This is a genomic window from Mesorhizobium sp. P2_C5_2 (genome assembly GCF_056404535.1).
On record NZ_JBFUDV010000003.1, the window covers coordinates 404,288 to 426,763 of the forward strand.

Below are 22,476 nucleotides of genomic sequence, written 5' to 3' on the forward strand. Positions count from 1 at the left end.
TCGTGCCCAACCTGTCCTTACCGCTGTTGACAAGACTGTTGAACGGTTGCGTCGCGCGCGGCCGCTTCGCGCTCGTCTTTCTCGCAATTCTTCTGCTTCAGGCATGTTCGGTGGAGCTCTATTCCGGACTCAACCAGAGGCAGGCAAACGAGATCGTGGCGACGCTGATGCGCCATGGCATCGCGGCGCAAAGCGAAACAGCCAAGGACGGCAAGATGGCGGTTTCGGTTGAGAAAGGCCGCTTCGCTGAAGCCATGGCCATTCTCGATGAGAACGGCTTGCCCAAACAGGAATTTCAGACGCTGGGCGATGTGTTCAAGCGAGGCGGGCTGGTCTCGTCGCCGGTGGAGGAGCGGGCGACGATGATCTACGGACTGAGCCAGGAACTGTCGCAGACGATCTCCGACATAGATGGCGTGCTTTCCGCGCGCGTTCACCTCGTCCTGCCCGAAAACGACCCGCTGCGGCAGCAGCTGGTGCCGTCATCGGCGTCGGTCTTCATCCGGCATCGTGCATCGGTTGCGATGAATGAGCTCGTCCCGCAGGTCAAGATGCTGGTGGCCAAGGGCGTGGCCGGGCTGACCTATGACAATGTCTCGGTCACGCTCATCCCGGTAGCGGCGCCGGCGCCCGAGGCGGTCACCGAGCCAAGGCTCACATCGTTCCTCGGCATCTGGCTGCATCCCGACAGCCTCAATGCGGCCATGTGGCTGTTTTGCGGGATGGCGGCGGTCATCCTGGCGTTGGGCTCACGGCTTTTCTACCTGCAGTGGCGGCGACGCCCATCCGGCGTCTACGCGCTGGATCCCGCGGCAATGCCGTTGAAGAGGACGTGATGCAGCAAGACCCGGCGCCGAGTGCTGGCTGGCAGGCATTCCTGTCCAATCCCGCCGCCTACGCGGATGCGGCGCGGCTGGTGCCGTGCTTCGATGGTTCGATCGACGAAGCCGCATGCCTGTGCATGCTTGGTTTGCCTCGCCTGCACGGCCGGCTGTCCGGACTTCTGAAGGAGCGCTACGGCCTGTCCCTGGAAACCGCGGCGCCTGCCGATGACATCGACCGGGCCATCGCCCTTGCCTCCGGCGAGGCGCTGGAGGACATAGCGCTTCGGTCCGGTGCGATCTATTGGGCCGGCAGTCTGGCCTCGGTCATTGCCGGCCGGCAAGCCGCCGCCCTGCAGGCAGCGCTTGGAGCCGATACGTATGCCTTTGCCCTCGCCAATCGCGATCTGACCGGGCCGCTGCGGCCGACCGGGCCGCTGGAAGATGTCCATGGTCTCGTTTACGAGGACGGCCTGCGTTGCCTTGGCGCATGGTGTCAGTCGCTGTCCGGCGACACGGGCATGCGCGTGCGTTTGAAGCTCATGCCGCATGCGCTTATCGACCAGAAGGCAGACGAAGCCTTCGTCAGGGCCGGGCCCGCCATTGTGCGACGAGCGATGGTCTTATGACCGAACCGCACAAGGCATCCGGCGTGATGTCGCAACGTCCCAGCGCCCGCATCCTGCGCGCGGCCGAGGCGCGCGAACTGCAGCAGGGCTATGCCCTGGTCGAAAATGCGCGGCGAGAAGCGCAGCAGTTGCGGGAGGCCTCGCGGCGCGCCTATGCGGCCGAATATGCGCAGGGCTATGACGACGGCAAGGCGCGAGGCGAAGAGGAAGCCGCCCGCCTGATAAGCGAGGCAGCAGTGAAGGTGGATCGCTACCTCGGCGGCATTCAAAACGAGGTCGTCAGCCTGGCGCTTGGCGTGGTCGAGCGCATGCTTGGCGAATTCGATGTCGGCACGCTTGTGGCGCAGGCCGCAAGACAAGCCGTTGCCGAGCTGCGCAGAGGCAAACATCTGAAGGTCCAGATCCACCCCGGCGCCCTGGACAAGGTGCGCGATGCACTGGACGCGGTGTTGCGCGACAGCCAGCTGGGCATGACGGTCGAGATCGACACGAATGAAAACCTTGCCGCCGGCGCCTGCACCTTGTCGACCGACTTTGCCGTCGTCGACGCGAGCATCGACGCGCAATTGCGGGCCATAGAAGGCGCGATCGCTGCAAGGGCGCAGACATCATGACGGCGCCGGTGTCCGAGAGCGACAGCCGTCTGGCGTCGATCGTTCCGAACCTGCGGTCGGTGCTGCGCGACGATGCCAGCCGGCCTCGCAAGGGGCGGGTGCGCAGGGTCACGGGCTGGGTCATCCATGCGACCGTCGAGGAAGCCCGCATCGGCGAGGTCTGCGAACTGTCCGACCCCAGGACCGGAGCCGTCGCCAAGGCCGAAATCGTCGGCTTCTTCGACGACATGGCGATCCTGGTTCCGCTTGGCGATGTGGCCGGCCTGTCGAACCTGACGGAAGTGCTTGCGACCGGAAAGGACCAGCGTGTGCCCGTCGGTCCCGGCCTGCTGGGACGCGTCATCAGCGCGCTCGGCGAGCCGTTGGACGGCACTCCGCTTTCGCCGGAAGGCATTACTGGCACCTACCCTGTCAACGCCTATCCGCCATCGCCGCTGGAGCGCAGCCTGATCTCCGAGCCGATCCAGCTCGGCATCCGCGCGCTTGACGGGTTGCTGACCTGCGCGCGTGGCCAGCGCGTCGGCATTTTCGGTGAACCTGGCGTCGGTAAGTCGAACCTCCTGTCCGACATCGTCTGCGGCACCGATGCAGACGTGTCCGTGGTTGCCCTTGTCGGCGAGCGCGGTCGCGAGGTACGCGAATTCCTTGACCGCAAGCTCGGGCCGCGCGGGCGCTCGAGGGCGATCGTCGTGGTGGCGACGTCCGACAGGCCCGCAATCGAGCGCGTCAAGGCGGCGTATGTGGCGACCAGCATTGCCGAATATTTTCGCGATCAGGGCAAGCACGTCCTGCTTGCAATGGACAACGTCACGCGGTTTGCCCGCGCGCAGCGCGAGATCGGGTTGGCGTCGGGCGAGCCGCCGACGCGCCGCGGCTTTCCATCGTCGCTGTTTGCGGTTCTGCCGCGTCTGCTCGAGCGCTCCGGCCCCGGCCGCGTCGGTTCGATCACCGGCCTCTACAACGTCCTTCTGGAAGGCGACGGCACGCTCGATCCGGTCGCGGAGGAGGTCCAGGCCCTTCTCGACGGCCATGTGTTCCTGTCGAACGAATTGGCGCAGCGCAACCATTTCCCCGCTATCGACGTGCTGCGCAGCCGCAGCCGCCTCATGGAAGCGGTCACGCAACCGGCGCATCGCGCCGATGCGGGCCATCTGCGGGCGCTGCTTGCCCGCTATGCCGACATCGAACTTTTGCTGCGTGTCGGTGAGTATGAAAAGGGCAGCGATGCGATCGCGGACGAGGCCGTGGCCAAGATGGAAGCGATCAACGCCTTCCTGCGCCAGCCCTCGGCCACTCAGGAAAATTTCGAAACCACACGTCAACGCATGCGGGACATCGTCAATGACCGACCATGACATGATCGTTCGACTGCGCGAGCTCAGGCGCCGCAAGCAAGACCGCGCGCTGCAGGACGTCATCAAGGGACATGGCGCCGAGCGCAGGGCGGCTGTGATGGCTCGGGATGCCTCCACGGCGGTAAGCCGGCATGTTCGTCAAACGGCCGATGCCGAGGATGCGGCGTTCGGTTCCCTCGTTGGCCGGCCAGTCAAGGTCGCCAGCCTGCACGGGCTTCAGGGCCGCTTCGAGGCCGCCGCCGGCAGGACCGAGGAACTGCGCGATCGGCAAAAGGCCGCGGATGCGGACAGGGACCGCCTGGCATCGGAACTGTCGGCAGCGCGCCGCCGCCATCATGCGCGCCAGCTGGCGGTGTCGAAACTGGACCGGTTGACGGAGGCCCTGGACAGGCGCGGCGCGCGTCGCCGTCTCGCATTGCTGGAACTCGCCGAGGAGGATGAACGTGGTTCGTCGGGCTAGGTCCTTCGCAATTGCTTGAAAACAGAAGACACGAGGCGCGCTTCGCCATTCTTGCGGAACGGCAGCGCCCCGGCCCGGTGACGCGGCCCTGACGGTGGAGATCAACGCAAGATGCTGCAGGCTTTGGCGTCAGCCGAAACGATGGCGCAACAGGATCGGGAGCAGCACCAGCCCCGCCGGACGGACGGTGCCGAACGGCTGATGCCGGCATCTGTGACGGCAACTGAGATGGCGGCATTGAACGCCTTCTACCGGCGGCGCGGCAAGGCCCGGATCACGGTTGCGGGCGACAAAACCGAAATTGCCGCCCGGTGGCCGGCAACGGACGCGGCGGAGCAATCCCTGTGCGCGATCGGCGTGACGGTCGGTGCAAAGGGGGCAACATTGCAACTGCCGCTTCGCGCCGTCGAACGGTGGTTGGCCAAGGCGAAGGTTTCGGTGGACCTGAGCAAGCTTGCGCCCCGGCACGCCGCCTTGCTGCTGGAAGCTGTCCTGGCGAACGACCTTGAAAGGCTCGAGGGCGCGCTCGGCGAAAAGATAGAGCTCATATCGGTCAAACGCAGCGCCGCACCGCCGCCAACGACGCCCTTCGCCTTTGCCTTGAGCGGTGATGATCAAACGACGGAATGCACGTTCTTTGCCGACGATGCCGAGCTCGCGGTTCGCATGGCCCGCCTCCTTGACGAGGCTGGCGCACCGCTTCCGGTTCCGGCCGATTTCCCGCTGCTGGTCTGTCTTCGGCGCGACGCGCTCACGATCACCCTTGGCATGCTTCGCAGCCTGCAGCCCGACGATGTCATCCTGCTGGGCGATGCCGAGAAGGACCGAACGGCGGCAATCATTGTCGCGGAGCGATTTTTCGCGCCGGTGCGCCTGAGAGCCGCCGGGTCGCAATTGCTTGCCGCGCCGGCGGCAATCGCCGGATCGAACTGGGAGTGGACCATGGATCAGAAGACACCGCCAAGCAGCCAGACATTGGAAGAATCGAGCTTGGACGAGCTGCCCGTTGCGCTCGCTTTCGAGGTCGGCCGCACGGTCATGCCGCTTGGAGACGTCAGGCAGCTTGCGCCTGGCGCCATCGTTGCGTTTCCCGATGCCGTAGAAGAGACGGTCGACATCATAGCCAATGGCAAACGTGTCGGCCGCGGCGAGGTAGTGCGGGTGGGGGACCATCTGGGCGTACGGATCCTGCGGATGTTCGACAATGGTTGAGAATTCGCCCAACCTGCTCGCGATCCTGCTGGCCATCGGCCTTGTCGGCCTGTTGCCCCTGGCAGTCGTCACGATGACGGGCTTTCTGAAGATATCGGTTGTCCTGTTTCTCATCCGCAACGCCCTTGGCGTCCAGCAGATGCCGCCCAATCTCGTGCTCTACGGCATCGCGCTTGTGCTGACCGTCTACGTCACGACGCCGGTGCTGAGCGAGATGATGAACCGGCTTGAAGAGGGGCAGGTCCAGCTCCAGACCACCGACGACATCGCCAGGGCGGCGCAACTGGTTCGCGAGCCGTTGCGGCGCCATCTCATGAAGTTCACAAAGCCACAGGAGCGGCAGTTCTTCCTCGACGGCACCAGCCGGCTTTGGCCGCCGGAAGCGCGCCAGAACCTCAGGGACGACGATCTCTCGATCCTTGTTCCGGCCTTTGTCGCCTCCGAGCTTACGCGTGCCTTCGAGATCGGCTTTCTGCTTTATCTGCCCTTTCTCATCATCGACATCGTCGTCGCCAATGTCCTGATGACGCTTGGCATGATCATGGTTTCGCCGGTCCTCATTTCGATACCGCTCAAGCTGTTTTTGTTCGTCGCCATCGACGGCTGGTCGAGGCTGATGCATGGCCTCATCCTGAGTTACGTTTGAGGCACAGGGAGAGCTGCATGAACGATGACATCATTCTGGCGAAGGTCCAGGGCGCGCTTATGACGGTGTTGCTGGCATCCAGCCCGGCAATCGTCGCGGCACTTGCCGTCGGTCTCCTTGTCGGCCTTGCGCAGGCGCTGACGCAGATCCAGGATCAGTCGCTACCGCAGACCATCAAGCTCGTGGTCATCCTGCTGGTCATCATGGTAACCGGCCCGCTGCTTGGCCAGCAGATCGCCCAGCAGGCATCGGCGGCGCTGGATGAATTTCCGGTCCTTACACGCTGAGCCGCACGACATGGCGGCCGAGCCCCTCTTCGCGTCCCTCCGGGAGTTTCAGCTCTACCTTCTCGCCGGCAGCTTCGCGCTGGCGCGCCTGATCGGCTTCATGCTTCTGATGCCGCTTTTTTCGCGCGTGCCGCTGTCGGGGCTTCTGCGCAACGGCGTTGCGCTGGCGCTGGCGGTCCCGGTCTTTCCGATGATCGCAAGCAAGCTGGCGAGCGCCGACATTTCGATGGCGTTGGTCGTCCTCTATATTTTCAAGGAGGCGGTCGTCGGCGTGACGCTCGGCCTGGCGATGGGGATCCCGTTCTGGGCCGCCGAGGCAGCGGGCGACATTTTGGACCTGCAGAGGGGCTCGACGATGGGGACCCTGATCGACCCCATGATGACCCACGAAACCAGTTCCACCGGCACTTTGCTCGCCGTTACGATGCTCAGCATCTATCTGGCAGCCGGCGGGCTCCAGCTCTCCTTGACCGGCATCTATGACAGCTATGGCCTCTGGCCGGTCGACGCGTTCCTGCCCGTGTTCAGCAAGGAGGCCGCCTTGCTGTTCCTCGGCCTGCTCAACCGCATCCTGATGATGGCGCTCACCCTGGTGTTCCCCCTTGTCATCAGCATGCTTTTGTCCGACATCGTGCTGGCATTTCTTGCCCGTGCTTCTCCCCATCTCAACGTTTTCGCGCTCTCGCTGGTCGTCAAGACGCTGGTTTTCAGCCTGGTCTTTGTCCTCTACGCCGCGTTCCTCATTTTCTACATGCATCGTGACCTCGGTTTCCTGCATGAGGCCGGTCGGCAAATAGAAGCGATAGCCTGTCGAGGCTGCCGCTGAAGCGCATGAATAGTGTCAGGATGTGTCTGTAGCGTAGGCGTTGGCCGGCCAATAAATAGAATTTATCGGCAAGGAAAGATTATAAGAATTTGACAGGCAGACGAGGCGTCGATGATCTTAGACAGTCACGACCTGACTCTGAACCGTGAATACCTCTGGAAGCCATGGCTTACCCTTCCGCGTCACTGATGTCTGAGGATTTGCGGCTCGTCGAGTCAAGCCAGCTGCGCAAACTTGTCAGAACAGGCGCCTATGAGGGGCGCACGACTGGACTTGCGCGCGGCAAACTCCAGGCCAATCTTGTTATTTTGCCGCGCCGCTTTGCCGGCGAATTTCATCAGTTTTGCGTTCGCAATCCGAAACCTTGTCCGCTGGTCGGCATCAACCGCATCGGTAGCCCGTCGTTGCCGACCCTTGGCGATATCGATATCCGTACCGACGCCCCGCAGTACAACATCTATTGTTTCGGCGAGGTCATTGGCTGGAAAGCGGACATCATCGATTTGTGGCGCGACGACTTTGCCGCCTTCGCGCTCGGCAGTGCCTTGAGCGTAGACTCAGCGCTTGCTGAAAAGGGTGTGAGACTGCGCAGCACCGACTATCGAAAAACACCGCCCACTTTCCGAACCAGAATCGAGACGTGTCAGGTTGGGCCGTTCGGGGGTGAGATGCTCGCCTCGATGCGGTCGATAAAACGATGCGATGTCGACAAGGTCCGCGCGCTCACCGCGCGTTACCCGCATGCTCACGGCTCTCCCATCCATGTTGGCGATCCTGCGGCGATCGGTATCAAGGATTTGATGGCGCCCGACTGGGGCGATGCGGTCGAAATCAGGGAAGGTGAAGTCCCTGTATTTTGGGCCAGCAGCCTCACGGCCCAAGATGCCCTTGCACGCGCCGAACTGGCGTTGTGTGTCACGGTGTCGCCAGGTCACATGCTGATTACCGATGTGGATGCGTTTCGATCTTCCCCCGGTTAAGGCTGTGGCGCAACAGGGTGGTGAGTGCCTGCGCTCGTGACCGGCGCCGGCGGCAATCTTGGATCGACGATATCCACACCGCAAACCTTGCAGACGTCCGCTGTCACCAGCGATATTCCGACGCCTGAGCGCAGTGACCGTTCAAAGATCGTCCAGGATGTGCTAGCGAAAACCTTGTACGGCACATTGTGGGCTTCCAGCGTCTCCAGGGCATATCGCCGGTAGACGCAAGGGTCTGGGAAGAAAACCAGCGGCAACGGCTCGCCGCTGCCATGCTTGTAGGCAGGGCCGCCGGCCCAGATGAGCGGTTCCGACCACAGGATCTCGCCGGCCTCAGGTATCTCCGAAAGGTCGCGCACGATCGCCATCTCGACCTCGCCATCACTCACGCGTTTCGCCAGCTTTGCCGACGATTCCGTCTTGAACTCCACGGTGACATCCGGAAAGGCGCGGTTGAAGGCGTTGATCGTGCTGATGATGCCGGGCTTGAAGCAGTCGTTCACGATGCCGATGGAAACCGATTTGGTAGTCCGCCGCGGCCGGAAATAGAGATCGATCTCGTCGAGGATCTGAACGATCTTGTTGGCCTGCAGGTGGGGGCTTTTGAGAAGAGATCACTTTGGCCATGAGCGTCATCAACTGGTTGCCGCCCTGCGCGGGTGCGAGCTTGCTCGAGCCGACTGTCTGGATGTTCCAGAATAAAACGGTGACCTGCGCGGTCATATCTTACCTTTAACCGGATTGAGTGCGTAGTGCCCGCCGAATATGGCGGACAAGCCATCCTAGCAATTGGTATGTGCCGGAGCCGAAATCACATCATAAACGCGGACATCGCCATCTAGCGGCCAGCTACGATTCCAGAATGAGAAACATATTGGCTGTTCTGAAAAAGAACTCTGAAGTCGCAGGCATATCATTCCCCCTGCGAATGCCTTGTGGACTGTCAGCATTCTGCAATTGTTCCGACCAAATTGCCAAGAGAATTCATAGGCGCACTGCGTATCTTTACGCCTATTAAGTGAGCCTGTATGTAGATCAGCGTCCCACCAGTCGTGCGCCTTCTGCCGCAGTAGTTGCCGCTCGGCCATGGAGCGCGGGCCAGGCTTCAGCAGAACGCTGAAACTCCACGCGCGCCTATTCCCCGCAAAACACGCTGCACCACCTCGCCACCCACCTGCTCCACTTCGCCCAGCGCTGCGGCAACGTTGCCTACCCGCAGCGCTGCTGCGCCGTGGACGGTGCTCCATGTGAAGAGCAAGTCGCCCGGCACCGGTGGTGCTGCTATGACGCCGGTTGTGTACAGCCCCTGTAAGGCTGCCGGCAAATACGAATAGCTGGTCGGCGCGCCTGATTGCAAAGCGCTGGCACGGGTCTGCACGGCGTACACACCAAAGATCAGGCGCCACATGGCAGGCTGTTCGTCGGCAAAGCGAAGGTAGGCCAAGGCCAAGCGGTAGAGCCGTGCAATCGCCTCCTGTGCGTCGGCGGCCGGGGCTTGAAGGTCGAACGTCTCAGCAAAGCACTGTTGGAGTTGACCGATCCCGACGGCCGCCAATTCCGCCAGCAAGGCTTCGCGACTGTCGAAGTGTCGATAAGCCGCAGCGGCGCTAACACCTAGCCCGGCAGCCAACTCGCGCAGTGAAATGTGTTCGATGTCTGGAGCCTTCGCCGCTGCCTCTAGCAGAGCGCGTCGCAGGTCGCCGTGATGATACCGCCCGGCAGCGGGGGACTTGGGAGGCTGTTTCATAGGATCATAGAGCGGATGTTATCGGTGTTGACATTATGGTTCCTTGCGACTTATGTTAACGGCTATAACATTCCTTCCTGCTGCCGGAGCGGACCTCTGGCTTTACAGCTCCCTTGGACCAAATGACCTCACCCCATCCAGAGACGGTCGCCCGCATTACGGGCAACGAACCCAATACAGTCAAGACGCGCTCGATTCCAACCAACGTCGGGAGGTTGGCGGTCTACGATACCGGCGTTCCCAGCCGCGCGGACGCCTCGTTGGAGGTCTTGGTGCTCTGGCCCTCGGTCCTGGCTGATCACCGCATCTACAACGCGCAGATGGCCGCTCTGCGGGAGCGCTACCGGCTGATCCTCATTGATGGCCCCGGTCACGGTGCCAGCGGCGCGTCCGCAGGCAGCTTCAGCATGGCTCACTGTGCTGACGCTGTCGTGCAGGTGCTGGAAACCCTTGAGATCGTCCAGCCGGTAGTCTGCATTGGCACCTCGTGGGGTGGCCTGGTCGCCGGCGAATTCGCGCTGAGCTACCCAGACCGCACGCGCGCTGTCGTCATGCTGAACACTCCGGTCTTCAAGAGCAGTGCGCGCTGGCGCGATAGCTTCGTCAGTTGGGGCGCACGCTGGCTGAAAAACAGCAATGTCTACGCGCAGGGCGTGGCAGAGACCTACTTCATGCCCGAGACGCGGAAGCGCGAGATCGTCTTCATGAACGAATTCCGCAAACACATCCGACACGCCCGCGGTACGGCGTTGGCCCGGGCGGTTCGCTCGGTGCTGCTGGAGAGAGAGGACCTAGCTTCGCGTCTGCACAGCATCGCCGCACCGGCGCTCTTTATCGCCGGAACACACGACCTCGTGTATCCAGTCGGTGATCTGCGCCGCGCTGCCGGTCAACTGCCGCGAGGGCGCTTCGTCGAACTGCCGACGGCTCATCTTTCGGTAGTCGACGCGCCTACTGAAACCACGCGCGCCATCGTTTCCTTTTTGGACGAACTGTGACGCGCGATTCACTTCGCGCCCGAAGGAACCAGACTTTGAAGAACGAATCGCGAGTCATACTCGTCACCGGCGGCACGCGCGGCATCGGCGCGGCGATCGCCGGCCAGCTCCACGGACATGGTCACCGAGTTTACGTGACTCAGCGCGCTCAACTCAAGAGCGGGTGGCAGGACGGCCTGCAAGTGCTGTGTCTCGACGTTACCACCGCAGCGTCCGTCGTGGCCTGTGTGAGCGAGCTGCTACGGCGCGAGGGCCGTATCGATGTGCTGGTCAACAACGCAGGCTACGACCTGTTTGGCGCCGTGCTCGAGACCCAGTGGCACGAATTCATGGACCAGCTGGACACGAACTTTCTTGGCGCGGCGCGCATGGTCCAAGCCGTGCTGCCGCGCATGATCGAGCGACGGTCCGGGCGTATCATCAACATAAGCTCGATCGGGGGCGAGGTCGGCCTGCCGATGAATGCGGCCTACTCTGCCAGCAAGTTCGCTCTCGAGGGCTATACCGAATCGCTGCGGCAGGAGCTGCTGCCGCTCGGCCTTTATGCTTGCACCGTCAGCCCGAGCCCGGTCGCCACTGGCTCTCTCGATCAGTCGATCCGGGAAGTCAGCGCAGCCGACAACCCGTTCGCCCAGCGGCGAGCCGAGCTGGTCCGACGCATGCGCCGCGACGGCCTCGCCAGTCATACTCGGCCAGAGCATGTGGCCGCCGCCGTCGTGCAGGCGGTGCATGCCCGAGTGCCGGCACCGCGCTATCGCGTCGGCGCGCTCGCCCGCTGGATCCCGCGACTGAAAGCCTGGCTGCCGGACGCGTTGTTCGAGCTATTCATGCGGCGCGCGTACCCCTGACCTTGCAAGTCCATTCATATGAACGCCGGGGCGGCGCGCCTCGGCTCGACCGTTGGAGAACTACCATGATCATAGCCGACTACATTAACGTCGTTCTGTTGGTCAGCGGCGCTTTTACGATGTTGCCAATCGTCGTTTTTCTATTCCCAGCGCGCGGGCCCAGACTCCTGTTCGGGGTCGACGCGCCCGATGGCGTCGGGGGCTTGTTCACGCGACATTGGAGCTTGCTGGCACCGAGCCTAGGAGCGCTATTGATCTACGCCGCGTGGCGCCCGGAGCTCCGCGCTCCGTTGATGCTGGCCGCCGGCATCGAGAAGGCCGGGCTAATCGGCTTGATCCTGGCCGATTGGAAAAGGCCGCATACCGCTCACATGCGCCCGATCGTGATCTTCGATTTGGTCATCGTATCGGTCTACGCCGTTTATCTCTTTCATTCTCTTTGATTTGGCCGCCCCGGCCTCTCAACTCAAAAGGGGAGGAACATCAGAGCATCGCCTGGATGCCGCAGGACGAACCATCTCGGAGTTTCTCCGAGTCCACTCACTCGCTCACGGAGAACACCATGAAACGCTTTAGTGGCCTATTGGCCCTCATCATTGGAGCAACCGTCATGACCCAGTCAGCTTCTGCTGAAGACTTCAAAAACAATACACACTTGGACCCCACGGTGCGCGCATTCCTTACGGAACTCAGCAAGGACCCCAGCCCGTTCTGGGAATTGCCGCAGCCAAAGCCGCAGGAAATCCTGACGGCTCTGCAGAACCAGTCCCCGGTCGATATGTCCGGTGTAACGACGACAGAGCGGACGATCACGCAGAATGGTCAGTCCGTGAAGATATACATCATGAAGCCTGATCACACTGAGGCTAGCCCCGGCGTCCTGTTCTTCATCCATGGCGGCGTGTGGATCGTCGGCAACTTCGACAACCACATGCGCCTACTGCGCGACCTCGTCGTCAAATCCGGCCAAGTCGGCGTGTTCGTCGAGTACACCCCGCTGCCGCAGGCGAAGTTTCCAACCCAGTTGGACGAGACTTATGCCGCCTTGGAATGGGTGGCGGCTCACGGCGAGGAGATCGGTGCAGACGGCAGCCGTATCGCGGTGGCGGGCAACTCGGTTGGCGGCAATATGACCGCCGCGATTTCACTGATGGCCAAGGATCGCAAGGGTCCGAAGATCGCCTATCAGGCACTGCTGGTGCCCGCAACGGATGCAAGCGTCGATACTGAATCCTACAAGACGTTCGCGGACGGTTACTTCCTGTCGCGCGCGTTCATGAAGTACGGCTGGGACCTGTACGCGCTGGATGCCAAGACGCGCGACAACCCGTATGTCTCGCCAATACGCGCCAGCAAGGCCGAGTTGACCGGTCTGCCACCGGCCCTGGTAATCACAGCGGAAAACGATCCGCTGCGTGACGAAGGCGAAGCCTATGCTCGCAAGCTCTCCGATGCCGGCGTTCCGGTGACAGTCGTGCAGTACAATGGCACGATCCATGACTTTGTCGCACTCAACGCCCTGCGCAAGGTCCCGACGACCGAAGCTGCGCTTGATCAGATCGCTGACGGTATTCGCAAGCACCTGAATTGATTGTATCTGGAGCCCGGATCTCCGCCACCCCGATCGGCATCCCCTCCAGTCACTCGACGCGAGGGGATGCATTTATTCTGGCCTTCCCCGATTTTCGAGCGCGGCAAGTCACAGAAAAAGCGGACATTCCGAGATCAGTCTGAGACGAGGCGTTGCGCCTACGGCGTCGCGCCGTAGCGCTCAAGTAGCCGGATAATCTCCGCCTGCTGCGACTTTGCCTCAGGCGAACCGCTGCCGCCACGGCCGGTCTGCCTCGTCGCAAGCATCATTGGCGTCGAACCATTCCCGTTCTTACGCAAGGCGTCCGCACCGCCGTCCAGGAGCGCGCCCGCCGCCGCCGCGCACCGAGTTCTGACGGCGCGATGCAAAGGTGTCACGCCGTTCTGGTCGATGGCGTTGGGATCGGCCCCTGACGCGATCAGCCAGGCGACGGTCTCGGATTGGGCGACCGGATTCCACTTCGGCGACCCAGGAATCCCATCGGCCGCGTAATGGATCGGTGTCGCGTCCCGCCGGTTTCTCGCCGCGACGTCTGCCCCAAGGTTGATCAGCTTGCCCACGATCTCAGTCCGATGGGCCGCCGCTGCGACGTGAAGCGCGGTGTCGCCAGTATAGACGTAGTGTTTGATCTCGGTAAAAAAGTTGTCCGCCGCCCGCGTCGCCCCCTCGTTCAGGGTCGCCCGGGCGAGGGCAGGAGAGGCGGTCAGCAAGCCGAGCACGGCTGCGTCGTCAGCCAATGCGATTGCCTTCATCAGGCGCCGGAGTGCTCCATCATCGATCATGGTCTGCTGTAAACCCTTTTGTTCGGGATTCACTGACGAAGTGTATGTCCGGCAATGGCAGCGCACCACCCTGAACTGAAGTTTGGAAGGTCCGCTCAGTGGATGTGGATGGGCTGGACATGGTGTCGCAGCGACGTTGGTACATGCCCAGCACTTTGCACCGGATGATAGTCTCTCTCTAATGAATTCGGAGGGAGAGACTATGTCATCGACACGCAGTATTGTCGTGAAACTTCCCCATATCAGCCTTCCCGACGCCGATTGGGCGGACTGTTTCGAAATCGATATCAACAACCGGCGTCTGACGGCCATCGAAGGCGCCCGCCTGTCGATGGGCCGCATGCCGGACTGGGTGCGGCGCCTGGTGGCGCTTCGAAACTTTCTCGGACGCTTCGTCGGGCTCAAGGCCGGCTCGGAGTCCGCGCCATCGCCCCACCAAGACAAGATCGGCATCTTTCCCCTGCTCTCACAGGGCGAGAGGGAGGTGGTCCTTGGCCTTGACGACTGGCATCTCGATTTTCGCCTGGTGATCGAAGTCGCCGATCTCGGCGAGCACGGCACGCGGCTAAGGGCAACGACCCTTGTCAAGCGCAAGAACCTCTTCGGCCGCTTCTATATCGGGCTGGTAACACCCTTCCATAGGATGATCGTGCCGGTCGTCCTTCGCGGAGCGACCTGACGGCTCACTTCACCGCTGTGACCGCGACTGAACATGGGTTCGATTGCCTTCTCCCCTCACGGGAGTGGCCGGATGAGAGGGGAGTCTGCATGTCTGGCGACGAGAACACGAGGATGTCGTCACGGGTCTCCGGCTAAGGGACCCGGAACGCGCATCGCAAGCCATGGCCGTCCATCTGGATCGTGTGTTTGAAGCTGCTCGAGCGCTGATAGCCGAAAGGAGAGACTTGTTCTCCTCGAACGCCAACTCGACTTTGGAGACATACTCCCATCTTCTGAGAGACTAGAGTCCTTCTTTTTGACGAAAGCATATCCTGCGTTGTTGAAGAGCGGCTCCCCCATGGCAGGCGGCATCCGATGATAGTCCGCCGCGGTCCACCTGCCACGGCATCTCCTTTTAAGCAGGCTGCGGCGCGCAAATGCAGCCGCAATTGCTAGTACAGGCTATATGGTAGCGGTGGGGCTTTGAACCCCCGAGACGAAACGTCTTTATTATCAACCAGTTGAGAGGAGTCAGGCCCGCCGGAGTAGGTGCTCCTGACCCTGATCGCCAAAAATCCACAATAATATCATATGGTTAGGTGTAGCAGTGGTAGCGGGAGAGCGCTACCGCCTTTCCCCCCAGTCATCGGATCGGCGGTTCCTGCTCCGTTGTCTTGGATGAGGAGCCATCTTGAATTGCGCCCTGTACTCAATGTGAACGTTGGCTGTCTAGTACCAGCATCTAGATACGAAGACCTCGTTTAGTCTGCAGCCGAAATCGTTAGACCGGCAGCCCGAGCTGCTTTCGCAGGCTTTTGTCGAATGCGAACGCGGGGACGAAACGGCGAAGGAAACTGACCTGGCGCGCCATTTTTCCCGCCGCGTAGCGCCTCTTCGGAGCGGGATCGATCGCAGCGGCCAAAATGGTCTTGGCTACCACTTCGGGCGCATCGCCTTTTTCCATCGCTTTCCGGACGGCCAGAGTCATGCCAACGCGCGCGGAGTCATAGACATCAAGCAACTGATCGGGGGCGGCGAGATTGTCTTCGAATGACGTGCGGGTATAGGCGGGTTCCACAAGCGAAACGCGAATGCCGAACGGGCGCAATTCGTGATCAAGCGATTCAGAATAACCCTCGATGGCATGTTTGGTCGACGCGTAAAGCGCGAAATAGGGAGCGGGGATGAACCCCTGTACCGAACTCAAATTGACGATTCTGCCCTTCCTTTGGCGTCGCATTGCCGGCAATACCGCGTTGGTCACGCGGAAAACGCCGAAGACGTTCACGTCGAACAGCGCCTGGGCCTGGGCAATCGAGGACTCCTCCGCGCCGCCAAACAGACCCATGCCGGCATTGTTGACAAGCAGGTCGATGCGTCCGGCCTTGGCCAGAACGTCATCGACCATTTTCGCAACGGACGCGTCGTCGGTCACGTCGCAGGTCAGCATGGTAACGCCGTCGGATTGCTTGGAGGTCGTGCGACGGCTGGTTCCGAATACGCGAAAGCCCGCGCTTTGCAAGGCTTGGGCCGTCGCCCGCCCGATGCCGGAAGATGCCCCTGTCACGAGGGCGACGCCAGGATTGGTCTTGTTCATTGGAATCATTTCTTTCTTTGTGTTGGACCGGAGATGGGGAAGCATGAAAGGTCGGAGCGAATGGGGGCGGTTATGAGCGCCCCCGGTGCTCGCGTCGGGTCACCGGGGCGGTCCAGCGCCTGAACAAGGCGCTGGCATTAACGCCGCCAAAGCCGAAGCCATTGGATATCGCGTACTCCATCTCCATTGGCCGGGCCTCGTTTGCGACGAAGTCAATGCCGTCGGCGGCCGGGTCGGGAGCGCTAAGATTGAGTGTCGGTGGTGCCACCTGGTCCCTGAGCGCCAGGATCGCGAAGATGGCACCAAGCCCGCCGGCCGCGCCCAGCAGGTGCCCGGTCGCGGATTTCGTTGCGCTGACAGCTATCGCGTAATCTCGCCCGAATAGGCTCTTGATCGCTTCGATCTCACCTAGGTCGCCGACAGGCGTGGAGGTCGCATGCGCATTGAGATGACGAACCTCGCGCGGCGAAATCCCTGCTTGGGCGATTGCGATCTCCATGGCCCGGCGCGCACCGCCACCGTCCTCGGGACCAGAAGTGACGTGATGAGCATCCGCCGTCGTGCCGTAGCCGACGAGTTCGGCGAGCGGTTTTGCGCCGCGCGCCAGCGCGTGGCTCAACGCCTCGATGACCAGCACGCCGGCTCCTTCTCCCATGACGAAGCCGTCGCGCGACTTGTCGAACGGTCGGGAGGCCTCATCAGGACGGTGATTAAAGGAGGTCGAAAGAGAGCGTGCCGCGGCAAACCCACCGAGGCTGACGATATTCATGCATGCTTCCGTCCCGCCGCACACGGCAATATCGGCTTCATTGGCGCGGATAAGACGAGCCGCATCGCCGATCGCCTGGATGCCGGCCGCGCACGCCGTCACCGGTGCGCCGAGTGGGCCTTTGAAGCCATGGCGGATCGAGATGTGGCCTGCCGCAAGATTCACCAGGAAGGACGGCACCGTAAAGGGCGACAGGCGGCGGGCGCCCCGCGTATCCACCGTGCGCACCGCCTCGGTGATGGCAGGAAACCCGCCGATGCCCGAGGCGATGATCGTGGCCGTGCGCAGTCGATCCGTTTCCAAGGCAGGCTTCCATTTCGCCTGCGCAAGCGCCTCTTCCGCCGCAGCCAGCGCAAAGACAATGAACCGGTCTACCTTGCGCTGATCCTTCGCAGACAGGATGATATCGGGATCGAAACCGGCGTCTGGATCTTCTTCCTGGGAGGGAACCACGCCGCCAATCTTCGCCGGCAGGTCTCCCACCACATCGTCCGGAAGCCTACGAATTCCCGAACGACCGCCAAGCAGGCGTGACCAGGACGCTTCAACATTGGCAGCAAGGGGCGTGACCGCTCCCATGCCTGTAACAACAATCCGTCGCATCTATTTTCCAATCAAATTGGGTGCGTCGCCAGCACTGCGCACGCCGCTCAAGCGCCGGCTGCTTCGCGAACCTGATTGGTCGCCGCATCCAGAAAAGCCTGCGCAAGGTCGGGATCGTTGACGACCCGCGAGAGAAGCGCCGCGCCGACCATTGTCGAGAGAATGGCCATGGCCTTGCCGCCGGCCTCCTCGGCATTGGTCTCGGCAATGAAACGGACGAGGATCTCGAGATGCTCCTTGATGCCGGCTTCGAACGACGCTTTTACGTCCGGGCCTTGTCTGGCGGCATCCGAACCGAGCGCCACGATCGGGCAACCGTCCCTCTTTTCTCCGCTATGGCCCATGCTGAGATAGAACGCGATCACCGCGCCGAGCGGATCCTCAGGGCTTGCCGCCGTTGCGGCCGACCATCGGTGGGTAGCGCTCTCCATCGCCCGCCTGGACGCCTGCGCAGCCAGGTCGTCCTTTGACTTGAACTGCTTGTAAAAGGCGCCCTGGGTCAGCCCGGCACCCTTCATCAAATCCTTGAGGCCGATGCCGTCAAAGCCGCGCTCTCGAAAAAGCCGGCTTGCCACATTGATCACAGTCTCGCGGTTCTCTGCGGCTTGAATGCGGCTCACTCTCATCGTTGATCTCCTTTTTTGATTGCGTTCGTAATCTATAATCGATATAGAGCACGAACGCAATCTATTTTGAGAAGGGGTGACGAGCGTGAAAAAGAGAACCGTTATCGTATTGGGATCGACGCTGATGGCGATGTCATGGGCGGCGGCATTCTCGACGTTTGCTACCCCTGCGCAGGAAGCCCCTTTGGTGACCGACCCGAGGCAGGAAGCACCATTCGTCAGATTGGTGTCGGCAGCGCCGGTGACCGGATCAGAACGCGGCTTCACCGGCATCATCGGGGCGAGGGTGCAGAGCAATCTCGGCTTTCGGGTTCCCGGCAAGATCGTGGAACGGCTGGTGGACGTTGGCCAGAATGTCAAGGCCGGTCAGCCGCTGATGCGAATTGACGATACCGATCTGCGCCTTGCGCTTTCGGCGAAGCGCAACGCCGTTGCCGCAGCGCGTGCAGCCGTCGTTCAGACGCAGCCGGATGAACGGCGATACGCCAGTTTGCTTGGCAGTGGGTGGGTGACACCCCAGCGCTATGAACAGGCAAAGGCTGCGATGGATACAGCCCAGGCGCAACTTGCCGCCGCCGAGGCCGACGCACGGGTCGCCGAAAACGAGGCGGCCTATGCAGTCCTTTTGGCCGACGCGGATGGAACAGTGGTTGAAACGCTCGGCGAGCCGGGGCAGGTCGTCGCTGCCGGCCAGCCAATAATCCGGATCGCCAAGGCCGGCCCCCGCGAAGCGGTGGTCACGCTTCCCGAAACGATCCGGCCGGCGATCGGCTCGGCAGCCGAGGCCAGCGTGTATGGTGGCGATAAGCGTCGCTATTCAGCGCATCTGCGGCAGTTGTCGGACTCCGCCGATGCCCAGACCCGCACGTATGAGGCCCGCTATGTGCTCGACGGCGAGGCTGCCGCAGCACCGCTTGGCGCGACGGTAACCATTCGGCTTGCAAGCCAGGAGAAACAGCCGGAGGTACAGGTGCCGCTGGGAGCCGTGCTTGATGACGGCCGGAAGACCGGCGTTTGGGTGTTGGACAGCGCCACCTCGACCGTACACTTTCAGGCCGTCCAGCTTGTTCGTGTGACCAGCGAGACCGCTGTGATCTCCGGACTGAACTCCAACGTTCCCATTGTGTCGCTCGGCGCACATCTCCTGCAGGAGGGCGCTCTCGTCCGGACTGAGTCCGAAAGCGGGAGCAAATGATGAGCTTCAATCTGTCCGCGATAGCCGTTCGCGAACGCGCCGTCACCCTGTTCTTCATCCTCCTGCTGGTGGCTGCCGGTGCCTACGCCTTCTTCATGCTCGGCCGGGCGGAGGACCCGAGCTTCACCATCAAGACCATGACGGTCACGACGGCATGGCCGGGCGCCACAGCGCGTGAGATGCAGGATCTCGTCGCTGAACCGTTGGAGAAGCGGCTTCAGGAACTGACCTGGTACGACCGCGTGGAGACGACCACGCGGCCGGGTTATGCGTATATGACGGTCACGCTGAAGGACAGCACACCGTCATCCGTCGTGCAGGAGGAGTTCTACCAGGCTCGCAAGAAGCTCGGGGATGAAGCCCGCAACCTGCCGCCCGGCGTCTTCGGCCCCTTCGTCAACGACGAATATTCGGATGTGAGCTTCGCCCTTTATGCGCTGAAGGCCAAAGGCATGCCGATGCGGGAACTGGCGAGGCAGGCCGAGGTGATCCGCCAGGACCTCCTGCACGTGCCCGGCGTCAAGAAGATCAACATCCTTGGTGAACGTCCCGAACAGATATTCGTGGAGTTTTCCTACGCCAAGCTGGCAACCCTCGGCGTGTCGGCACAGGACATCGTCGCCGCGTTGCAGCGGCAGAACACCGTCACGCCCGCAGGCTCGATCGACACAATGGGGCCGCGGCTCTTCATTCGGGTCGACGGCGCCTATGACAGCGTTCAGGCGATCGCCGACACGCCGATTGTCGCTGCGGGGCGGACGCTGAAGCTCTCCGACATTGCCGAGGTCAGCCGCGGCTATGAAGACCCTCCCACATACCTCATCCGTCGTCAGGGCGAGCCCACCATCATGCTTGCAGCGGTTATGCAGGAGGGCTGGGATGGCCGCGCGCTCGGCAAGGCACTTGAGGACAAGACTGCCGCGATCGCAACGACGCTGCCGCTTGGGATGACGTTGGACAAGGTGTCCGATCAGGCCGTCAACATCACTTCGGCGGTCGACGAATTCATGTTGAAGTTCGCGATGGCGCTCGGCGTCGTGCTGCTGATCAGCCTGCTCAGCATGGGCTGGCGCGTCGGCATCGTCGTGGCGGCTGCCGTCCCTCTGACGCTTGCCGTCGTGTTCCTCATCATGCTGGAAACCGGTCGGTTCTTCGACCGCATCACGCTCGGCGCCCTCATCCTGGCGCTTGGTCTTCTCGTGGACGACGCCATCATTGCCATCGAGGTTATGGTGGTGAAGATGGAAGAGGGCATGGACCGCATCAAGGCGGCGGCCTATGCATGGAGCCACACTGCTGCACCGATGCTCTCCGGAACGCTGGTGACGATCGCTGGCTTCGTGCCGGTGGGTTTTGCGCGCTCGACGGCCGGCGAATACGCCGGCAACATCTTCTGGGTCGTGGGGTTCGCTCTCATCGTCTCATGGGTCGTAGCGGTGGTCTTCACGCCCTATCTCGGCGTCAAGATGCTGCCCGCGATCAAACCGGTCGAGGGCGGTCACCACGCCATTTACAACACGCCTAACTATCGACGTTTGCGGCGGCTCATCACCTTTGCCGTGCGGCATAAATTTGTAACCTGCGGTGTCGTCGGCATCGCCTTCGCGCTTTCCGTCGTCGGTATGGGGGGCATCAAACAGCAGTTCTTTCCGACATCCGACCGCCCCGAAGTGTTGGTGGAGGTTCGCTTGCCGGAAGGTGCCAGTATCGAGACAACGACCGCCGCGGTCGAGAAGCTCGAACATTGGCTGGATAGCCAGCCCGAGGCCAAGATCGTGACGAGCTATGTCGGTCAGGGCGCTCCGCGCTTCTTCTTCGCGATGGCTCCGGAACTGCCTGATCCTGCCTTCGCGAAAATTGTCGTGCTGACCCCGGACGCCGAGGCGCGTGAGGCGTTGAAGCACCGGCTTCGGGAGGCGGTGGCGCAGGGACTTGCACCCGAGGCGTATGTCCGCGTTACGCAACTCGTGTTCGGCCCCTACACGCCGTTCCCGGTCGAGTTTCGGGTCATGGGACCCGATGCCACGCAACTCTACGGCATTTCCGAAAAAGCCCTCGACATCATGCGGGCCGTCCCGGACGTGCGGCAGGCCAACCGCGACTGGGGCAATCGCACGCCCGTGCTTCGCTTCGTGCCGGACCAGGATCGACTGAACCTTATCGGCCTCTCGCCGGCGGAGGTGGCACAGCAACTGCAATTCCTCCTCACCGGCATTCCCGTTACGCAGGTTCGCGAGGACATCCGCAATGTCCCCATCGTGGCACGCAGCGCCGGCGGCGAGCGGCTGGATCCGGCGCGTCTGGCGGATTTCTCACTCGTGAGCCGAGACGGCCGCTCGATTCCGCTCGACCAGATCGGGCATTCGGAAATCCGTCAGGAAGAGCCAATCCTGAAGCGCCGCGATCGCACGCCCGTTGTCACGATCCGCGCGGACATCAATGAGGCGACGCAGCCTCCGGAGGTCTCCAAGCAGATAATGAAGGCCCTTCAGCCTTTGATTGCGTCCCTTCCGGCCGGCTATCACATCGAAATGGGTGGATCGATCGAAGAGGCGGAAAAGGCCAACACCGCGCTGGCTAAAGTCTTCCCGGCCATGATAGCCACCATGCTGATCGTCATCATGCTGCAGGTGAGATCCTTCTCAACGATGTTCATGGTCGTGCTGACAGCACCGCTTGGCCTTGTCGGCGTCGTGCCGATGCTGCTCACCTTCCACCAGCCCTTCGGCTTCAACGCAATTCTGGGCATGATAGGGCTGGCCGGCATCCTGATGCGCAACACGCTGATCCTGACGGAGCAGATCAAGGAGAACCGTGCTGCCGGCATTGACGACTATCACGCCGTCATCGAGGCCACGGTGCAACGCACCCGGCCCGTCATTTTGACCGCACTTGCCGCCGTGCTGGCCTTCATCCCCCTCACACACTCCGTCTTCTGGGGTTCAATGGCCTATACACTGATCGGCGGCACGGCGGCCGGCACGGTGTTGATCCTGCTCTTCCTTCCCGCGCTCTACATCGCGTGGTTCCGGATCAAGCCTACCGCGGATGAGATCCCGACTGCGGATGAAATCCATGAGGCTTCGACGGAGGAACTGGAAATGCGACCAGTTATGGCTGCTGAGTAGGGCGCCCTTGCCGAGCCTTTTTTGTCTGCACGGGGCGAATGCCGGGTTCGTGTGCCGATGCGAGTGAGAGCAATCAGTATGGCTAACGGTAGCGGATGTCAG

23 protein-coding genes are annotated in these 22,476 nt (G+C 62.0%); 17 read left to right on the forward strand and 6 right to left on the reverse strand.

Going from position 1 to position 22,476, the window contains the following annotated elements; translation table 11 throughout:
- Positions 1-2 precede the first annotated feature (2 nt).
- The 10 genes from sctJ to AC1D1B_RS13280 all read left to right on the forward strand — a co-directional run bounded on the left by sctJ (position 3) and on the right by AC1D1B_RS13280 (position 7,830).
- Complete coding sequence (gene sctJ, locus AC1D1B_RS13235; RefSeq protein ID WP_477332784.1) at positions 3-836, forward strand: type III secretion system inner membrane ring lipoprotein SctJ; 834 nt, start codon at positions 3-5, stop codon at positions 834-836.
- A complete protein-coding gene (locus AC1D1B_RS13240; protein ID WP_477332786.1) occupies positions 836-1,450 on the forward strand; it encodes a SctK family type III secretion system sorting platform protein in 615 nt (204 codons plus the stop codon). Before sctJ ends, AC1D1B_RS13240 begins: the two co-directional genes overlap by 1 nt.
- Complete coding sequence (gene sctL / locus AC1D1B_RS13245; RefSeq protein WP_477332788.1) at positions 1,447-2,064, forward strand: type III secretion system stator protein SctL; 618 nt, start codon at positions 1,447-1,449, stop codon at positions 2,062-2,064. The genes AC1D1B_RS13240 and sctL overlap by 4 nt, the downstream gene beginning before the upstream one ends.
- Complete coding sequence (locus AC1D1B_RS13250; RefSeq protein WP_477332790.1) at positions 2,061-3,419, forward strand: FliI/YscN family ATPase; 1,359 nt, start codon at positions 2,061-2,063, stop codon at positions 3,417-3,419. Before sctL ends, AC1D1B_RS13250 begins: the two co-directional genes overlap by 4 nt.
- Entirely contained in the window at positions 3,406-3,879 is a 474-nt protein-coding gene (locus tag AC1D1B_RS13255; protein WP_477332792.1) for a hypothetical protein, read from the forward strand. The genes AC1D1B_RS13250 and AC1D1B_RS13255 overlap by 14 nt, the downstream gene beginning before the upstream one ends.
- A gap of 111 nt (positions 3,880-3,990) precedes the next feature.
- Positions 3,991-5,091, forward strand: a complete 1,101-nt coding sequence (gene sctQ / locus AC1D1B_RS13260; protein WP_477332794.1) for a type III secretion system cytoplasmic ring protein SctQ — start codon at positions 3,991-3,993, stop codon at positions 5,089-5,091.
- Positions 5,084-5,737, forward strand: coding sequence for a type III secretion system export apparatus subunit SctR (gene sctR / locus AC1D1B_RS13265; protein ID WP_477288481.1), 654 nt, complete (start codon positions 5,084-5,086; stop codon positions 5,735-5,737). The genes sctQ and sctR overlap by 8 nt, the downstream gene beginning before the upstream one ends.
- A gap of 17 nt (positions 5,738-5,754) precedes the next feature.
- Complete coding sequence (locus tag AC1D1B_RS13270) at positions 5,755-6,024, forward strand: EscS/YscS/HrcS family type III secretion system export apparatus protein (RefSeq protein ID WP_477288483.1); 270 nt, start codon at positions 5,755-5,757, stop codon at positions 6,022-6,024.
- On the forward strand, positions 5,960-6,850 hold the full coding sequence (gene sctT / locus AC1D1B_RS13275; RefSeq protein ID WP_477332796.1) for a type III secretion system export apparatus subunit SctT: 891 nt from the start codon (positions 5,960-5,962) through the stop codon (positions 6,848-6,850). Before AC1D1B_RS13270 ends, sctT begins: the two co-directional genes overlap by 65 nt.
- A gap of 164 nt (positions 6,851-7,014) precedes the next feature.
- Positions 7,015-7,830, forward strand: a complete 816-nt coding sequence (locus AC1D1B_RS13280; protein WP_477332798.1) for a D-glutamate cyclase family protein — start codon at positions 7,015-7,017, stop codon at positions 7,828-7,830.
- On the opposite strand, the gene AC1D1B_RS13285 is transcribed toward AC1D1B_RS13280, so the two are convergent.
- Both AC1D1B_RS13285 and AC1D1B_RS13290 read right to left on the reverse strand, forming a co-directional pair.
- Positions 7,827-8,333 carry a LysR substrate-binding domain-containing protein gene (locus AC1D1B_RS13285; protein ID WP_477332800.1) on the reverse strand — a complete coding sequence of 169 codons (507 nt, stop codon included), beginning with the start codon at positions 8,331-8,333 and terminating at the stop codon, positions 7,827-7,829. The genes AC1D1B_RS13280 and AC1D1B_RS13285 overlap by 4 nt on opposite strands.
- Positions 8,334-8,935: 602 nt before the next feature.
- Positions 8,936-9,577, reverse strand: a complete 642-nt coding sequence (locus tag AC1D1B_RS13290; RefSeq protein WP_477332802.1) for a TetR/AcrR family transcriptional regulator — start codon at positions 9,575-9,577, stop codon at positions 8,936-8,938.
- Between the two features lie 122 nt (positions 9,578-9,699).
- Here AC1D1B_RS13290 and AC1D1B_RS13295 point away from each other — a divergent pair, with 122 nt between their 5' ends.
- The 4 genes from AC1D1B_RS13295 to AC1D1B_RS13310 all read left to right on the forward strand — a co-directional run bounded on the left by AC1D1B_RS13295 (position 9,700) and on the right by AC1D1B_RS13310 (position 13,014).
- On the forward strand, positions 9,700-10,575 hold the full coding sequence (locus AC1D1B_RS13295; protein ID WP_477332804.1) for an alpha/beta fold hydrolase: 876 nt from the start codon (positions 9,700-9,702) through the stop codon (positions 10,573-10,575).
- Positions 10,576-10,610: 35 nt separating this feature from the next.
- Positions 10,611-11,423 (forward strand): SDR family NAD(P)-dependent oxidoreductase, encoded by an 813-nt coding sequence (locus AC1D1B_RS13300; RefSeq protein ID WP_477332806.1) that lies wholly within the window; start codon positions 10,611-10,613, stop codon positions 11,421-11,423.
- A 65-nt stretch (positions 11,424-11,488) separates the two neighbouring features.
- Positions 11,489-11,866: a hypothetical protein gene (locus AC1D1B_RS13305; protein ID WP_477332808.1), complete on the forward strand. Its 378-nt coding sequence runs from the start codon at positions 11,489-11,491 to the stop codon at positions 11,864-11,866.
- 119 nt (positions 11,867-11,985) lie between these two features.
- Complete coding sequence (locus AC1D1B_RS13310; protein ID WP_477332810.1) at positions 11,986-13,014, forward strand: alpha/beta hydrolase; 1,029 nt, start codon at positions 11,986-11,988, stop codon at positions 13,012-13,014.
- A 158-nt stretch (positions 13,015-13,172) separates the two neighbouring features.
- On the opposite strand, the gene AC1D1B_RS13315 is transcribed toward AC1D1B_RS13310, so the two are convergent.
- Complete coding sequence (locus tag AC1D1B_RS13315; RefSeq protein WP_477332812.1) at positions 13,173-13,829, reverse strand: ankyrin repeat domain-containing protein; 657 nt, start codon at positions 13,827-13,829, stop codon at positions 13,173-13,175.
- A 169-nt stretch (positions 13,830-13,998) separates the two neighbouring features.
- On the opposite strand from AC1D1B_RS13315, the gene AC1D1B_RS13320 reads away from it, so the two are divergent.
- The gene (locus AC1D1B_RS13320; protein WP_477332814.1) at positions 13,999-14,475 is read left to right on the forward strand and encodes a DUF2867 domain-containing protein; all 477 of its coding nucleotides are present in this window, start codon (positions 13,999-14,001) and stop codon (positions 14,473-14,475) included.
- A gap of 762 nt (positions 14,476-15,237) precedes the next feature.
- On the opposite strand, the gene AC1D1B_RS13325 is transcribed toward AC1D1B_RS13320, so the two are convergent.
- The 3 genes from AC1D1B_RS13325 to AC1D1B_RS13335 all read right to left on the reverse strand — a co-directional run bounded on the left by AC1D1B_RS13325 (position 15,238) and on the right by AC1D1B_RS13335 (position 18,051).
- A complete protein-coding gene (locus tag AC1D1B_RS13325) occupies positions 15,238-16,053 on the reverse strand; it encodes an oxidoreductase (RefSeq protein ID WP_477332816.1) in 816 nt (271 codons plus the stop codon).
- A 70-nt stretch (positions 16,054-16,123) separates the two neighbouring features.
- A complete protein-coding gene (fabF, locus tag AC1D1B_RS13330; RefSeq protein ID WP_477332818.1) occupies positions 16,124-17,425 on the reverse strand; it encodes a beta-ketoacyl-ACP synthase II in 1,302 nt (433 codons plus the stop codon).
- Positions 17,426-17,472: 47 nt separating this feature from the next.
- Positions 17,473-18,051: a TetR/AcrR family transcriptional regulator gene (locus tag AC1D1B_RS13335; protein ID WP_477332820.1), complete on the reverse strand. Its 579-nt coding sequence runs from the start codon at positions 18,049-18,051 to the stop codon at positions 17,473-17,475.
- 130 nt (positions 18,052-18,181) lie between these two features.
- Between AC1D1B_RS13335 and AC1D1B_RS13340 the strand changes: the two genes are divergently transcribed.
- Together AC1D1B_RS13340 and AC1D1B_RS13345 are read left to right on the forward strand one after the other, a co-directional pair.
- Complete coding sequence (locus AC1D1B_RS13340) at positions 18,182-19,246, forward strand: efflux RND transporter periplasmic adaptor subunit (RefSeq protein WP_477333308.1); 1,065 nt, start codon at positions 18,182-18,184, stop codon at positions 19,244-19,246.
- Positions 19,246-22,374 carry an efflux RND transporter permease subunit gene (locus tag AC1D1B_RS13345; protein ID WP_477332822.1) on the forward strand — a complete coding sequence of 1,043 codons (3,129 nt, stop codon included), beginning with the start codon at positions 19,246-19,248 and terminating at the stop codon, positions 22,372-22,374. Before AC1D1B_RS13340 ends, AC1D1B_RS13345 begins: the two co-directional genes overlap by 1 nt.
- Positions 22,375-22,476: the final 102 nt, after the last annotated feature.

Excerpts from the sequence above, each read along its gene's own strand:
- AC1D1B_RS13240 (WP_477332786.1), top strand. The coding sequence starts at position 836 with ATGCAGCAAGACCCGGCGCCGAGTGCTGGCTGGCAGGCATTCCTGTCC.
- sctL (WP_477332788.1), top strand. The coding sequence starts at position 1,447 with ATGACCGAACCGCACAAGGCATCCGGCGTGATGTCGCAACGTCCCAGC.
- AC1D1B_RS13250 (WP_477332790.1), top strand. The coding sequence starts at position 2,061 with ATGACGGCGCCGGTGTCCGAGAGCGACAGCCGTCTGGCGTCGATCGTT.
- AC1D1B_RS13255 (WP_477332792.1), top strand. The coding sequence starts at position 3,406 with ATGACCGACCATGACATGATCGTTCGACTGCGCGAGCTCAGGCGCCGC.
- sctQ (WP_477332794.1), top strand. The coding sequence starts at position 3,991 with ATGCTGCAGGCTTTGGCGTCAGCCGAAACGATGGCGCAACAGGATCGG.
- sctR (WP_477288481.1), top strand. The coding sequence starts at position 5,084 with ATGGTTGAGAATTCGCCCAACCTGCTCGCGATCCTGCTGGCCATCGGC.
- AC1D1B_RS13270 (WP_477288483.1), top strand. The coding sequence starts at position 5,755 with ATGAACGATGACATCATTCTGGCGAAGGTCCAGGGCGCGCTTATGACG.
- AC1D1B_RS13280 (WP_477332798.1), top strand. The coding sequence starts at position 7,015 with ATGGCTTACCCTTCCGCGTCACTGATGTCTGAGGATTTGCGGCTCGTC.
- AC1D1B_RS13290 (WP_477332802.1), bottom strand. The coding sequence starts at position 9,577 with ATGAAACAGCCTCCCAAGTCCCCCGCTGCCGGGCGGTATCATCACGGC.
- AC1D1B_RS13295 (WP_477332804.1), top strand. The coding sequence starts at position 9,700 with ATGACCTCACCCCATCCAGAGACGGTCGCCCGCATTACGGGCAACGAA.
- AC1D1B_RS13305 (WP_477332808.1), top strand. The coding sequence starts at position 11,489 with ATGATCATAGCCGACTACATTAACGTCGTTCTGTTGGTCAGCGGCGCT.
- AC1D1B_RS13310 (WP_477332810.1), top strand. The coding sequence starts at position 11,986 with ATGAAACGCTTTAGTGGCCTATTGGCCCTCATCATTGGAGCAACCGTC.
- AC1D1B_RS13320 (WP_477332814.1), top strand. The coding sequence starts at position 13,999 with ATGTCATCGACACGCAGTATTGTCGTGAAACTTCCCCATATCAGCCTT.
- AC1D1B_RS13325 (WP_477332816.1), bottom strand. The coding sequence starts at position 16,053 with ATGAACAAGACCAATCCTGGCGTCGCCCTCGTGACAGGGGCATCTTCC.
- fabF (WP_477332818.1), bottom strand. The coding sequence starts at position 17,425 with ATGCGACGGATTGTTGTTACAGGCATGGGAGCGGTCACGCCCCTTGCT.
- AC1D1B_RS13335 (WP_477332820.1), bottom strand. The coding sequence starts at position 18,051 with ATGAGAGTGAGCCGCATTCAAGCCGCAGAGAACCGCGAGACTGTGATC.
- AC1D1B_RS13340 (WP_477333308.1), top strand. The coding sequence starts at position 18,182 with ATGTCATGGGCGGCGGCATTCTCGACGTTTGCTACCCCTGCGCAGGAA.
- AC1D1B_RS13345 (WP_477332822.1), top strand. The coding sequence starts at position 19,246 with ATGAGCTTCAATCTGTCCGCGATAGCCGTTCGCGAACGCGCCGTCACC.